The sequence below is a fragment of the Methylomonas koyamae genome, from assembly GCF_001644025.1.
Lineage (GTDB): Bacteria > Pseudomonadota > Gammaproteobacteria > Methylococcales > Methylomonadaceae > Methylomonas > Methylomonas koyamae_A.
Genome location: NZ_LUUK01000169.1, coordinates 44,860 through 59,718, shown reverse-complemented (window position 1 = coordinate 59,718; position 14,859 = coordinate 44,860). Strand labels below are relative to the sequence as shown.

Here is a 14,859-nt window from a genome sequence, read left to right as displayed (position 1 = left end):
CCCGTCAACAATCTGCGGATTATCGCGGTGCTCGAGACTTTCATGCTGACGTTTACCGGCGCCTGAGCGACATTGATCGATTGCGTGGCGCTGTTTTTTAAGCCGACGTTATCGGTCACCGTCAGCGTGGCAGTATAGTTGCCCGGAGTTCCGTAGGTATGATCGACACTGGCGGTACTGCCATTCGTACTTCCGTCGCCGTAATTCCAATCATAACCGACGATGGTGCCGTCCGGGTCGCTAGAGCCCGTACCATTGAATGTTACCTTGGACGGCGCATCGCTCGCGGTCGGTAATGCTGAAATAACGGCCGTCGGCGGGATCAGTTTCACGACGTTCTTCGGATAGCTACCGGTAATCTGGTACTGACCAAGGCTGGCGTAATCCGAATAGCCGGTCGTCAAGTCGCCTTTACCGACGCCATCGATTTGCAGGAAATATTGACCCGCGTTCAAGTTGGCGCTCAGCGACGCCGACAGACTATCGACCGGATTTACCTCGCTGACCGACTTACCGGAAGCATCGAACAATTTCAGAGCAATATCCAGATTACCCGCCACCGAACCCGAGGCCGCATTGAACTGAACGTCGCCGCCATCAGTGTAAAAAGTGAAGACGTCCAGGTCGGTATTGCGTTCGATAATGCCGGTTTGAACCACCGAGGTGGGATCGCCCGACAAAGGCGCGGCCGAGGCCATGCTGTCCGGAAAATCGTCGACTCGGATCGGAGCACCCGCCGCACTAATGACCGCAAGGTCGTCCTGAGCGTTATTGGCCCCAGGGTATTCGCCCTTACTCCATTGCGAAACGGGTTTGTAATAACCGACCCCCATCAGCGGCGCCCAACCGGTGGCGCCGCTGCCGTGCCCCGAATAGTAACCGACACTGGCGGTGCCGTCGTGGTAGAGACTCAGATTGTGGCCAACTTCGTGAGATACCGCCTCGGCCACATATTTGGGGTTGCCGTTACCCAATTTATCGAAGAAAGCCCAAGCCGGTTGATAGCGGTTGGGCGAAGTGGACGAATAAGACGAAAAGACGTTGACATAAGCAACGCCACCGCAGACCTGACCGCACAGTTCCGGCATCGATCGAGTGATGACCGCGCGGGTGCCGTATTGAGTGTCGCTACTGGTAAGGCGTTGCATCGCATCGGCCGCCGGCTCTTGCGTCGTCACATCCACGTCGAACGGCGCGTAGTCTTCCGCCACGCGTTGCCAGATTTCGCGGATGTTGTTCAACTCCGTGGTGCTGAATCCGTTGGGATTGCCATCCGTATCATAGGCCTGAGCAGTCAACGTACCGTTGTACCAAGTGGTGTTGATGGCCTGATGACCGTTGAAATCCAGGTAAATGACGCGATTGGAATCGGGTTTGCTGTGCAGCGTGAACGGATCGGTCGTCGAGGCGGCGATCGCGGCGTAAGTACTGCCGCTTCCCTCCGCCGTCGCCGCGTCGGCGCTATCGGCGGTCGCGGTCTCGCCGGCACCCTGCTTGGGGTCGGGCTGGATATCCGACTCTATGTATAGCAAGCGGCCGCCTTGATCGATCCAAGCGGTCTGGTCGCTTTTTAAAATATTCTCCAAGCGTTCGGCGGACATCCCATAGGCCTTGGCCACCAAGGCCAGATTGTCACCTAGGGCGTCGACGGCGGCCTGGCCGTTGAGCTTCTCCTTCAACGAGATTTGCGGAAACGGCGATTCGGTTTCGTCCGACGACGGCAAATCGCCAATGTTGGCCAACGACTTTTGCGAGTTCGCCTTAACCACGCTCAACGGATTTTCGAGACCGGAACCGTTCAAACCGGTGACGATGGCCTGTACTCGGCCATTCGAAAGCAAAGTCAAGACATAGTTGTAGCCGACCAAAGCTTTAGCCGCATCGTCCTGATTAGAGAAATACAGTGTCTCTTTCAAGAGACTACCGGTACCGGCGGGCGGATACGACTGGCTCACGTCGCCTTCCGTCTGAGCGGTCTGGTCGGGAGTGACGGCACACCCTACAATAGTCGTGAGAGCGGCCGTGGCAACAAATAGTTTTGTATTCATAATCGACTTCCAAAGTATGAGCAAGATCCAGTCGATGAGTGCGAATCACGCGGCGCATCAAGACCAAAATCCTTGCGGCAAAAATTAATCGAAAAAGCTGACCGCCAGTAGGGAGTATGTGTTTGTTTTAAGCTGAACTATCGAAACGCATATCCCTGGTGATCCGGAATTTGCATTAGAAGCTTGGCAATAAACCTCGCGCGACTTGGAGCAGTAAAAAGATTATTGAGTTAACGCCGTCGATTCTTGGCTAGCTAGCCTACTCAAATTCGAGTGTCTCTGGCACACCGGTTATAGGGAAATTTGACGACAGACAGGTTATAGCCCAACGCGGCCGATTCGGCTAGCCTGGATCTTGGAACCGGTTTAGAAAATGAAGCGTAGTTCCGATTCGCGATTTTAAAAGCCGCCGCGTTCGACGATTGCGATAATCTTTTCGCCCGAATCACGAACGCTGCCGCCTCGCCATACAAGAACGGTGTCCGATAGCGTTTACGCCGAGAAAATGCCCTATTCCACTTCGAATTCCGTGAGACTGTCGTTCAGCGCCGAAAGACGCCGCTCCGCCAACGGCCCTCGGCATTCACGCTCGCTGATAGGGGTTTGGGCTATCCGTCTGCACGGGCTCCAACACTCGCCGTCCAGGCGTGTTGATTGCCCGCAAGCCGCGCCGATCAGCGATTATTCCGGTACATATCCTGCTGACGTTCGATGGCTTCGGTCAGGTTATAACCCTGGTCGTTGAGCAAATCGCCGGCAAAAAACAAACGCATCTCAAATATCCAGGCGATTTTCTTTTGCTTATTGTTTTCCACGACAATCGTCGCCAGCCTGGGGTTATTATCGACTACTTGGCTTACGACAGTTTTCGGATTATTCGGGTCTTCGTTCAACGCGCCGGATACGATCCGCTGTGCGTATTCCAGCGTCAATACCGAGCGAGTGGCCGGGGCCGCCGCATTTTTTTCGTCTATCATCGACTGCGCCTTGAAATAGCCGATGTCATAGGCCAGTTTGGCGACAACACTCACGGCTATCGCGATTGCCCAGATCGACAAGCCGATCTTCAAGCGGCGTCTGACTTGGGGGTGGGAAAGTCTTCTAACTAAAACGCTAAACTTCATTGTATGGTGTTTCCGTGGCGCCATTCGCCGGTTTTTGATGGTTGAAACAGTTGAGGGATTTAAAAACAAACATTCAATTAGGGCATCGGCTATCCATCATCTCTATAATTTGGTCCTTACGAACACGACTCACAACCAGCCGGACCGCTTCAAGCGCCAATACAGCAGCAAGCTACTCAAGGCCACGCCGCCCAGCACCAACGGGTAACTAAAGGTCCACTCCAGCTCCGGCATGTGGCGGAAGTTCATACCGTACCAACTGAACACCATCGTCGGGATCGCCAGAATCGCCCCCCAACCGGCCAGACCTTTGACCACTTCGTTCTGGCGCACGGTTTCGAAGGTCAGGTGAACCTGCATCGCCGCGATCAGCATCTCGCGCATGCCTTGAATCGATCGGTCTATTCGCTTGATGTGGTCGGCGATGTCGCGAAAATAAAACCGCACGTCCTTCGGTATCAAGCCGTTATGAAAGCGCATCAATTCGTTGCAGATGTCGATCACCGGCGTGATCGCCGCTTCCAGCATCAACAGCTCGCGCTTTAGTTCGTACAAGCCTTCCATGGTCTGCCGACTGGGCCGTTGCTCGAAAATCGCCGACTCCAGCACCTCGAAGCGCTGTTGCAAGCCGTCGATCACCGGGACATAGTTATCGACGATAAAATCCATGATCGAATACAGCGCAAACCCCGGTCCCTTCGCCAATTGCTGCGGCATCGCCTCGCAACGCTCGCGTACCTTGGCGTGACTCAGCGACGAACCGTGTCGTACCGTTACCAAAAACTTCGCCCCCATGAACAAGTGGGTTTCACCGAACTCCACTTTGTCGTCGACCAGTCTAGCGGTGTGCAGCACGATGAACAACGAATCGGCGTATTCCTCGATTTTCGGTCGTTGATGAGCGGCGCACGCATCTTCGATTGCCAAATCGTGCAAACCGAATTCTTGTTGCAACTCGGCCAACAAGGCCGAATTAGTTTCTCGCAAGCCCAACCACACGAAGGTCTGATCCTGCCGGATCACTTCGCTGATGTCCGGAATCGACACTTCGCCGATACCAATGCCGTGCCGGTAGGCCACGCATTTCATAATCATGCTGCTATCGATGGATTCGGCCAAAGGCTTCCCCTTATTTGGAAATCGTGATGACGGGAGCCCCGGATTGGGCGAACTGGGTCATCGTCATTTGAAAAATCTGACAGAGCAACCGAAAGCCTTCCCGGTTCCATTGATAGCCGGTTTCAGGGCGAAGCGAATAGTAACGGTCGCCCAAGCGCACGCTCGGATCGTCGTCGGGCTCGTCGCCGACCGTCAAGGCCAGCGTTTCCACGGGATTTTCGCGAACTTCCGGCGTGGCCGGATGGCGGGCCACCGAATATTCGGGCATATCGCCCAAGGTTTGGCCGACGAAATTCAATACGTTGTGAAAACTGCGCAAGCGGAACACGCCGTGCAACGGCCACTCGCCACCTGGAAATCCGGGGCGAATATCGACACTCACATCGTTGTCGGCGCCCTGCTCGGCTTCCTGCTGCAAACGCATCCGTTCCTCGTTGCTTAAGGTAGCCGGATCGTAATTGGTCAGCACGATCCGGCCGACCTCGCGCTTGGTCAATGTCAGTTGTTTACGCGCCGGATCGAAAGTCACTTGGTAGTTTTTTTCGAGCGCCGCCAGTTGGTCGGCCGGCAACGCATCGGCCGGCAAAGTCCAACTACGTTCGAACAACAACGGCTCGACGAACAAGCGGTGGCGGTCCTGAATCGACGATAAATGCAACACGGCCTGGCGAAATACCCGGTAACCATCGGCGTCCGCAGGCAAGTTGCGGTGGATGCCGGCTTGATCGCCGCCGGACAAGCGCAGCTCGCCGGCCAACAGGCGCAGTAACAAATCCACGTCCACGCCTTGCCTGAGCAACATCGTCAGCTTGCTTTCCTGAAACGGCGTCAACAAGCGGCGGGTGAATTCCTCGCCTTCGATCGGTACGATACTAATGGTCGGATTCTCGGACAGGCTGCCGCCGAACACCGGCGTCAACAGCGAGCCGGTCGGTCCGGTCAGCGCCGGCGTGGCGCCGGCATTAAGCTGGAAATTGAAGGTGGCGGCGATATTGGATACGCCAGTGAAATGCAGCGGTTGGTGTTGATGGGCGCGGGCGATGTTTAGCAGTAACTGCTTCGCCAACACGTCGTTAGTGGCCTTATCGTACTCGATGACGGCCCTATCCAGGGCCGGCGGCGAAACGCATCCCGCCAAGCTCAACGCCAACCCCGCCGCCAACGCCCTGCTCCCGCCGGTCATCCCGTAGCCGCTCCACATGTTTGCTTCCTCAAAACGTCATCCTACCGCGAACTCGCACTCTCAGACCGTTCATTTTATCAGCAATGCCCGATCCCGAGCAGCGTCGTCGCCGACATTTACCATCCGGAATCACTCGGCCACCGCTAAACTAAACGACACGCTAGCCGACCGCACGAAGCTACCATGAAAATTCACCACCTAACGCCCGAGGAAGCCCTCGACAGTCTCGGTTCGGGCCCCAACGGCCTGGCCGATACGACAATTGAAGGCCGCTTGCGCGAGTTTGGTTTCAACCGTCTCGAAGAAACCCGAAAAAAATCGCAGTGGCTGTTGTTTGCAGGGGAGTTTTTACACTTCTTCGCGCTGATACTCTGGCTGGCGGCCGGTCTGGCCTTCTTCGCCGAGTCCCAACAACCCGGCGAAGGCATGGCGACGCTGGGTTACGCAATATTGGGCGTGATCGCGATCAACGGCTGCTTCTCGTTTTGGCAGCGCGTCCAGGCCGAGCAGGCCATTGCCGCGCTACGCAAATTATTGCCGAACCAAGTCAAGGTAGTGCGCGACGGCGCGCTGTGCCGAATTCTCGCGGACGAACTGGTGCCCGGCGACCTGCTGGTCTTGCAGGAGGGCGACAACGTCCCGGCCGATTGCCGACTGCTGGAGGCTTTCAACCTGCGGGTGAATAACTCGACCATCACCGGCGAATCCCTACCCAAGGGCCGCGACGCTCTACCGTCGGCGGCCGAAGACCTGGCGCAAAGTCGTAACATTCTGCTGGCCGGCACATCGGTGGTCGCCGGCGAGGCCAAGGCCGTGGTGTTCGCCACCGGCATGCACACCGAATTCGGCAAAATCGCCCACACACTGAAAACCACGATCAAGGGCCAATCGCCGTTGCAACGCCAGATCGCTCGGCTGAGCCGCTTCGTCGCGCTACTGGCGCTGTTGCTGGGCGCGGCATTTTTTCTGATCGGCCAGGCCATCGGCCTGAGCTTCTGGGAAAATTTCATGTTCGCGATCGGCATCATCGTCGCCAACGTACCGGAAGGCCTACTGCCGACCGTGACACTGGCCTTGGCAATGGCCACCCAGCGCATGGCCAAGCGCAACGCCTTGATCCGCAATTTGCCGTCGGTGGAAACCCTGGGCTCGACCACGGTCATCTGCACCGATAAAACCGGCACGCTGACCCAGAACCGAATGGCGGTCAAACAACTATTTCTGGACAATCGCCACTGTCGGCCGGACGAATTGGGCCGCGACAGCCTGCGACACCATGCCGAGTTCCTGGCCTGCGCGGCCCTATGTCACGATCTGAAACGCGTCGAAGGCCAGCACTTGCTCGGCGACCCGATGGAAGTGGCGCTGGTCAATTTGGCTCACGACCAAGGCATGCGCGTGGCCTATCCCAAAATCGGCGAAGTGCCGTTCGACACCGACCGCAAGCGCATGTCCACCCTGCACGATACCCCGGCCGGCAAGCGGCTGTATTGCAAGGGCGCGCTGGAAATGGTGCTACCGCTGTGCTCGCAAATCGCCGTCGCCGATCAGATTCTGCCGCTGGACGACGCCGGCCGCCGCACACTCCAGGACGCCCTGCAGACCATGGCCGATCAAGGCTTGCGGGTACTGGCCCTAGCCCACCGCCCACTGACCGACAGCGTTGGCGCCGACCCTGAAGCGGCGATGATCTTCAGCGGCCTGGTCGGCTTGGAAGATCCGCCGCGCCCGGAAGTCGCCGACGCCATAACCCAATGCCGGATCGCCGGGATCAAAGTCATCATGGTCACCGGCGACCATCCGCACACGGCGGTCGCGATCGCCCGCCAAATCGGTCTGGTGCAATCCGACCATCCCAAAGTCATCACCGGCGACCGGCTGAAAAAACTCACGCCCAGCCAATTGCAATTGGCCTTGGATGCGCCGGAAATTGTGTTCGCCAGGGTAGGCGCCGATCAGAAAATGCACATCGTCGAAGCGTTGCAGCGTAAGCGGCAAGTGGTCGCGGTGACCGGTGACGGCGTCAACGACGCGCCGGCCTTGAAGAAGGCCGACATCGGCATCGCGATGGGACTGGCGAGCACCGACGTCGCCAAGGAGGCCGCCGACATGATTTTGCTGGACGACAATTTCGCCAGCATCGTCGCCGCGATCGAAGAAGGCCGCGCGGTGTTCGACAACATTCGCAAATTCTTGACCTACATCCTCACCTCCAACGTCCCGGAAGTGATTCCCTACCTGGCCTTCGTGCTGTTCAAGATTCCGCTGCCGTTGACCATCCTGCAAATTCTGGCGGTCGATCTGGGCACCGACATGCTGCCGGCCTTGGGGCTGGGCGTCGAGAAACCCGATGCGGCGGCAATGCGCAAGCCGCCGCGCTCGAGCCAGGAGTCATTGATCGACTGGCGCCTGCTGGCCCGAGCTTACGGATTTCTCGGCTTGCTGGAAGCCGCGGCGGCAATGGCGGCGTTTTTCTTCGTGCTGAACGCTGCCGGCTGGGACTACGGCGCCAGCCTGCCGCGCCACGATCCGCTGTACCTGCGGGCCACGACCGCCTGCCTGACCGCGATCATTGTGATGCAGATCGCCAACGTCTTCCTCTGCAAGCAACGCCAGCGCGGCCTGCTGGCCACGCCCCTGCTGGACAACCGGCTAATACTGGCCGGCGTCGGCGTGGAGATTGCGCTGATCCTCGCCATCGTCTACACGCCGTGGGGCAATCTGTTGTTCGGCACCGCGCCGCTCGGCCACGAAGTCTGGCTGTTCACGCTGCCGTTCGCGCTGGGCCTGCTAATCTGCGAGGAATTGCGTAAATGGCTGGTGCGCCGCTTCGCGCCGTTTCCGCGTCACGTTAAATCGCCTGTGCTCCGCCGAAGCCGGCGGTGTTAACTCGACGTTGACGGCCTCATGCGCACCCTTTCCCTAGCGGTTCGGCGGCATGCAACTCGGCGAAACGATCTAAATGCGTTCCATCAAAACGCCGCGCCTCTCCTCCGAGCAGAGGCGGGTGGCGGCGCCGGGCCGATTTAGCTTGGTCGGAGCGGCCGGCCGGGGCAAAACGCTGGAAATGTCCGGCTATCGGCATGACCTTGATCTCTGAGTCGCGCGCGGGCGACCAAGTCAAGTCACGCGGCCCCGTGTGCGTCAGGCTGGCAATGGCGTTGCGCCGAGCCGTAGCATCCGGAGCCGAAACCGATCCAGATATAAATAAACCACCGGCGTCGTGTATAAGGTCAATAGTTGGCTGAATATCAAGCCGCCGACGATAGCGATGCCCAGCGGCTGGCGCAGTTCCGCGCCGTAACCGCTACCTAAGACCAAGGGCAATGCGCCGAACAGCGCGGCCAACGTCGTCATCAGGATCGGTCTGAAGCGTAGCATGCACGCTTGAAAGATCGCCTCGCGCGAATCCAGCCCGCGCTCGCGCTCGGCCAGCAACGCAAAATCGATCATCATGATCGCGTTTTTCTTGACGATGCCGATCAACAGGATCACGCCGATCAGCGCAACGATGCTGAACTCCTTACCGCAAACCATCAGAGCCAACAACGCGCCGACGCCGGCCGACGGCAGCGTGGACAGTATTGTCAACGGATGCACCAGGCTTTCGTAAAGCACACCGAGCACAATGTAAATGCTGATCAGCGCCGCCAAAATGAGCCAGGGTTGATTGCGCAACGCGTCCTGAAAGGCTTTGCCGGAACCTTGAAAACTGCCGGTAACGGCCGCCGGCAAGCCGATGTCGCGTAAGGCTTGATCGATCGCCGCGCTGGCGCCGGACATTGCCACGCCGGGTTTTAGATTGAACGACAGCTCGCTGACCGCGAACTGGCCTTGATGGCGTACCGACAGCGGCGCGTTGCTCGGCGCGAAACTGGCCAACGCCGACAGCGGAATTTGGCGCGGCTGACCGGTGCCGGCAATGCCGCTCTGGGCCGGCGCGCTGATATACAGTTGTTTCAGACTGTCCGTCGATTGCCAATATTGCGGCGCCAATTCCATGATCACCCGGTATTGGTTGAGCGGATTGTAAATCACCGACACTTGCCGCTGACCGAAGGCGCTGTTCAAGCTGTTGTCGATCAGGGCCTGGCTGACGCCGTAACGCGCGGCCAGATCGCGGTTGACGGTCAAGCCGATTTGTTCGCCCTTGTCCTGCTGACTGCTGTTAACATCGGTCAGTTCGGGCAAGCGGGCCAAGGCGGCCTGGACCTTGGGCGTCCATTCTTTCAACAAGGCCAGATCGTCGGCTTGCAAGGTATAGTCGATTAAACCGAAGGACATCCGCCCGCCGATGCGCAGCTCCTGGGCCGGAAACATATGCAAATTAGCGCCGGGGATTCGGCCGGCCGCCTTGCGCAGCCGGTCCATCACGATCTCGATAGCTTCGCGCTCCCCGTGCGGCTTCAACGTGATAAACACCCGCGCGCTATTGCTGCTTTGCGAACTACCGGCAAAGCCGGCGACATTGGTGACCGCCGGGTCTTTCAGCAAAATCTCGGAGATTTGCCCAAACTGCTTTTGCAAGGTCTGGAACGAGGTGTTTTGGTCGGTTTGTATCTCGCCCAACAAACGGCCGCCGTCCTGGGTCGGGAAAAAGCCTTTGTCGATAGCGCCGTATAAATAAAAATTCAAGCCTATCGTCGCCAGCAACAGGCTCAGCATGATCCGACCATGACGCAAGGCCCAACTTAGGCTGATGCGATAATTGTCCTGCACCCAATCGAAGGCCGCGCCGATACCGCGATAGATCGGTCCGTGTTCCGTTGGCTCCTTGCCCAGCCAGCGCGCGCACAACATCGGCGTGGTAGTCAACGAAATCAGCAGCGAAACCAGCACCGCCGCAGACAAGGTCACCGCGAATTCCCGAAACAGCCGGCCCGGCACGCCGCCCATCAATAGAATCGGCAGAAACACCGCGACCAGCGACACGCTCATCGCCAACACCGTGAAGCTCACTTCCTTGGCGGCCAGCAGCGCGGCCTTGAACGGTGCGATGCCGGCCTCGATATGCCGGTTGGTGTTTTCGACCACCACAATCGCATCGTCCACGACAAAGCCGGTGGCGATGGTCAAGGCCATCAAGGTCAAGTTGTTGACGCTAAAACCGCAGAAGTACATCACCGCGCAGGAACCCAGCAGCGAAGCCGGTACCGCGACGATCGGCACCGCCGCCGAACGCGGATTACGCAGAAATACCAGCACCACCAAAATCACCAGGACCACCGCGACGAACAAGCCGTGCTCGACTTCCCGGATAGACGCCCGAATCGACAACGATCTATCCACCACCACCGACAGTTCGATATTGCTGGGCAAAGCGGCCTTAAGTTGCGGCAACACCGCCAGCACTTGATCGACGGTTTGGATCACATTGGCCAAGGGTTGTTTGCGGATGATCAGCAACACCGAGGGTTTGCCGTTTTTCAGGCCGACATTGCGCAAATCCTCGACCGAATCGACCGCTTCGCCCAGGTCGGCGATGCGCACTGGCGCGCCGTTACGGTAAGCAACGATCAGCGGCAGATATTCGGCGGCGGCGCGGGCCTGATCGTTAGCCTGGATTTGCCAGCGGGTGTCTGCACTTTCCAACACGCCTTTGGGCCGGGTGATGTTGGTTTGGGCGATGGTGTTGCGCACGTCGTCCAAACCGATGCCGTATTTGCTCAAGGCATTGGGATTCAGTTCCACCCGCACCGCCGGTAGGGTCGCGCCGCCGATTTGCACTTGGCCGATACCGGGAATTTGCGAAATTTTTTGCAGCAAAATCGTCGACGCGGAATCGTACAGCTGGCCGCGCGTGAAGCTGTCCGAGGTCAGCGCCAGGATCAGAATCGGCGAATCGGACGGATTGTCTCGCCGATAACTGGGCCGGTTGGGCATGCCGCTGGGCAGCATGCTGGCGGCGGCGTTGATCGCGGCCTGCACGTCGCGGCAGGCGCCGTCGATGTCGCGGTTTAAATCAAACTGCAGCGTAATCGAAGTCGAGCCTTGCGAACTGTTGGAGGTCATTTCGGTGACGCCGGCGATGCGTCCCAACGCACGCTCCAGCGGCGTGGCGACCGTCGCGGCCATGGTTTCGGCGTTGGCGCCGGGCAATTGCGCCTGCACCGCAACGGTCGGAAAATCCACCTGCGGCAGCGACGAAACCGGCAGATTCAAAAACGCTAAAACCCCGCACAGGCTGATGGCGACGGTCAGCAAGGTGGTGGCGACCGGGCGGCGGATGAATAGCGCGGACAGATTCATCTCAATGCAGGTCCTGTTCGACGGCGTCGCCGGACTCGACTCCTAGAGCGGTTTTGACCCGCCGCGCCAGATTATCCATCGCCAGATAAATCACCGGGGTGGTGTATAAGGTCAGCAATTGGCTGAGCAGCAGGCCGCCGACCATCGTAATACCCAGCGGGTGGCGCAATTCCGAACCGACGCCGCTGCCCAGCATTAACGGCAAGGCACCCAGCAGCGCGGCCAGCGTGGTCATCAGAATCGGCCGGAAGCGCAGCAAGCAGGCTTGGTAAATCGCCTGGTCCGGCGGCAGCCCCTGATGGCGCTCGGCTTCCAGCGCAAAGTCGATCATCATGATGGCGTTTTTCTTGACGATGCCGATCAGCAAAATAATGCCGATGATGCCGATAATCCCCAGATCGCCGTCGGACAGCTGCAGGGCCAGCAAAGCGCCGACCCCGGCCGAGGGCAGCGTGGACAATATCGTCAGCGGATGAATGTAGCTTTCGTACAGCACGCCCAGCACGATGTACACGGTCACGATCGCCGCCAGGATCAGCAACAACGTGTTGTTGAGTGAAGCCTTGAAGGCCTGGGCGGCGCCCTGGTATTCGCTGCGAATCGCCAGCGGTAAGTCGATTTGGCTCTTGGCCGCTTCGACGGCGGTCACCGCATCGCCCAAGGCATAGCCGGGCGCTAGGTTGAACGATACCGTGGCCACCGGATACTGATCGAGGTGGTTGATCGCCAACGTGGTCGGCCGCTCGGACAACTCGGCGATGGCCGATAGCGGCACCTGGCTGCCGTTGGTCGACGGCACCCGCAATTCGTTCAGCGCCGCCGGGCTGGTTTGTTCGGCCGGATCGACTTCCAACACGACCCGGTATTGGTTCGCCTGGGTGAATATCGTCGAAACCAAGCGCTGGCCGTAAGCGCTGTACAGCGCATTGTCGATCGCGGCGGTGCTGACGCCCAAGCGGCTGGCGGTGGCTCGGTCGATGTTGACGAACACCTGCCGGCCTTGGTCGAGTACGTCGCTGACCACGTCGGCGAATTCAGGGCGGCCTTGCAGCTGGTCTACCAATTTGCCGGTCCAGCGGTTCAATTCGTCCAGATCGGCGCCTTCCAACGTAAATTGATATTGGGTGCGGGTGACGCGGTTTTCCATCGTCAAATCCTGCACCGGTTGCAAATACAGTTGTATACCGGGCAAATCGGCCAGCCGGTCTTTCAGACGGGCGATAATTTCGCGGGCCGGCGGGCGTTGGTCGTGGGGTTTTAGATTAATCAAAAACCGGCCGCTGTTCGGGGTGGCGTTGATGCCGTCGACGCCGATAAACGACGACAAATTCTCGACCGCCGGGTCTTTCAGGATGCGTTGCGCCAGCTTGCGTTGTTGTTCGGCCAGGGCTTGAAACGACACGGTCTGCGGCGCTTCGGAAAAACCTTGAATAATGCCGGTGTCCTGACTGGGGAAAAAGCCTTTGGGTATCCAGACGTACAGCGCGGCGGTCAGGACCACGGTGGCGAAAAATACCGCCAAAGTCGCCGCTTGGCGTTGCATTACCCAGCTCAGGCTGCGCCCGTAGAGTTTAATCAGCCGCTCAAACCAGTCGTCGCTGATTTTATTTTGGTGTTGATGGCCTGCGCCGGGCTGTAACAGCTTGGCGCACATCATCGGCGTCAGCGTTAACGACACCACGGCGGAAATCAGAATCGCCACCGCCAGCGTGATGGCGAATTCCCGAAACAAGCGACCGACCACGTCGGACATGAACAGCAGCGGAATCAGCACCGCGACAAGCGAAAACGTCAGCGAAATAATCGTAAAGCCAATTTGCTCCGAGCCTTTCAAGGCGGCTTTGAGAGGCGATTCGCCGCGCTCGATATAGCGCGAGATGTTTTCGATGACCACAATCGCGTCATCAACCACAAAGCCGGTGGCGATGGTCAATGCCATCAGGGTTAAATTATTGATGCTGAATTCGGCCAGATACATCGCCGCGAAGGTGCCCACCAGCGATAGCGGGACCGCGACGCCGGGGATGATGGTGGCCGGCACGTTGCGCAGGAACAGAAAAATCACCATCACCACCAGGGCCACGGCCAGCAGCAATTCGAATTGCACGTCGCGTACCGAGGCCCGGATTGTTACGGTACGATCGGTGAGTGCGTTCACTTCGACGCCGCTCGGCAACGAGGCTTGCAGCTTGGGCAGCAAGGTCTGGATACGATCCACCACCTCAATGACGTTGGCACCCGGTTGGCGTTGGATGTTGACGATGATGGCGGCCTTGTCGTTGGCCCAGGCCGCCAGCCGGGCGTTCTCGGCGCCGTCGATTACGGTGGCGACATCGGTCAATTTGACCGGTGCGCTGTTTTTGTAAGCCACCACCAGGTCGCGGTACTCGGCGGCCGAGCGCAGTTGATCGTTGCTGTCTATGGTCGCGGCGCGGGTTGGGCCGTTGATCGAGCCCTTGGGCTGGCTGACGTTGGCGGCGGCGATGGCGGTGCGTACGTCTTCCAGGCTGATGCCGTAGGCCGCCAAGGCCTTGTGGTTGGCCTGAATTCGCACCGCCGGTCGCTGGCCACCGCTAATGCTGACCATGCCGACGCCCGGCAATTGGGCGATTTTTTGCGCCAGACGCGTATCGACCAGGTCTTCTACTTTGAACAAAGGCATGGATTCGGCGCTGACCGCCAAGGTCATGATCGGCGTGTCGGCTGGATTGACCTTGCTGTAGATCGGCGCTTGCGGCAGGTCGCTGGGCAGGAAATTGTTGGCGGCATTGATCGCGGCCTGTACGCTTTGTTCGGCCACGTCCAGGTCTAGGCTCAAGTTGAATTGCAGTGTGATGACCGAGGCGCCGCCGGAACTGATCGAGGTCATTTGCGTCAGGCCCGGCATTTGCCCGAATTGCCGTTCCAGCGGCGCGGTGACAATCGCGGTCATCACCTCCGGACTGGCGCCGGGATACAGCGTGGTGACCTGGATGGTCGGATAATCGACCTGCGGCAGCGCCGAGACCGGCAGCAGCCGGTAGGCCAACACGCCGACCAGCAACAGCGCCACCATCAGCAACGAGGTGGCAACCGGCCGCAGAATGAACAGTCGAGACGGATTGAAGCCCGCCTTGCCGGGATCGCTGAAACTCAT

7 protein-coding genes are annotated in these 14,859 nt (G+C 58.8%); 1 reads left to right on the top strand and 6 read right to left on the bottom strand.

Features of this window, described 5'->3' with window-relative positions:
• From A1355_RS12870 to A1355_RS12855, 4 genes are all read right to left on the bottom strand, one after another.
• On the bottom strand, positions 1-1,955 hold a 1,955-nt coding region (locus A1355_RS12870; RefSeq protein WP_231883658.1), incomplete at its 3' end, for a PKD domain-containing protein.
• 767 nt (positions 1,956-2,722) lie between these two features.
• On the bottom strand, positions 2,723-3,172 hold the full coding sequence (locus tag A1355_RS12865) for a hypothetical protein (protein ID WP_064028717.1): 450 nt from the start codon (positions 3,170-3,172) through the stop codon (positions 2,723-2,725).
• A 129-nt stretch (positions 3,173-3,301) separates the two neighbouring features.
• On the bottom strand, positions 3,302-4,267 hold the full coding sequence (corA, locus tag A1355_RS12860; protein ID WP_064028715.1) for a magnesium/cobalt transporter CorA: 966 nt from the start codon (positions 4,265-4,267) through the stop codon (positions 3,302-3,304).
• Positions 4,268-4,301: 34 nt separating this feature from the next.
• A complete protein-coding gene (locus A1355_RS12855; RefSeq protein WP_231883657.1) occupies positions 4,302-5,492 on the bottom strand; it encodes a hypothetical protein in 1,191 nt (396 codons plus the stop codon).
• Positions 5,493-5,657: 165 nt separating this feature from the next.
• Here A1355_RS12855 and A1355_RS12850 point away from each other — a divergent pair, with 165 nt between their 5' ends.
• Positions 5,658-8,363, top strand: a complete 2,706-nt coding sequence (locus A1355_RS12850) for a cation-translocating P-type ATPase (RefSeq protein ID WP_064028705.1) — start codon at positions 5,658-5,660, stop codon at positions 8,361-8,363.
• Between the two features lie 255 nt (positions 8,364-8,618).
• Here A1355_RS12850 and A1355_RS12845 read toward each other — a convergent pair whose 3' ends face one another.
• Both A1355_RS12845 and A1355_RS12840 read right to left on the bottom strand, forming a co-directional pair.
• Positions 8,619-11,723 carry an efflux RND transporter permease subunit gene (locus A1355_RS12845; RefSeq protein ID WP_064028703.1) on the bottom strand — a complete coding sequence of 1,035 codons (3,105 nt, stop codon included), beginning with the start codon at positions 11,721-11,723 and terminating at the stop codon, positions 8,619-8,621.
• A 1-nt stretch (position 11,724) separates the two neighbouring features.
• Entirely contained in the window at positions 11,725-14,859 is a 3,135-nt protein-coding gene (locus tag A1355_RS12840; protein ID WP_064028700.1) for an MdtB/MuxB family multidrug efflux RND transporter permease subunit, read from the bottom strand.

Coding starts and splice junctions, on each gene's coding strand:
- A1355_RS12845 (WP_064028703.1), bottom strand. CDS start 11,723: ATGAATCTGTCCGCGCTATTCATCCGCCGCCCGGTCGCCACCACCTTG.
- A1355_RS12865 (WP_064028717.1), bottom strand. CDS start 3,172: ATGAAGTTTAGCGTTTTAGTTAGAAGACTTTCCCACCCCCAAGTCAGA.
- A1355_RS12850 (WP_064028705.1), top strand. CDS start 5,658: ATGAAAATTCACCACCTAACGCCCGAGGAAGCCCTCGACAGTCTCGGT.
- A1355_RS12840 (WP_064028700.1), bottom strand. CDS start 14,859: ATGAGTTTCAGCGATCCCGGCAAGGCGGGCTTCAATCCGTCTCGACTG.
- A1355_RS12855 (WP_231883657.1), bottom strand. CDS start 5,492: ATGTGGAGCGGCTACGGGATGACCGGCGGGAGCAGGGCGTTGGCGGCG.
- corA (WP_064028715.1), bottom strand. CDS start 4,267: ATGATTATGAAATGCGTGGCCTACCGGCACGGCATTGGTATCGGCGAA.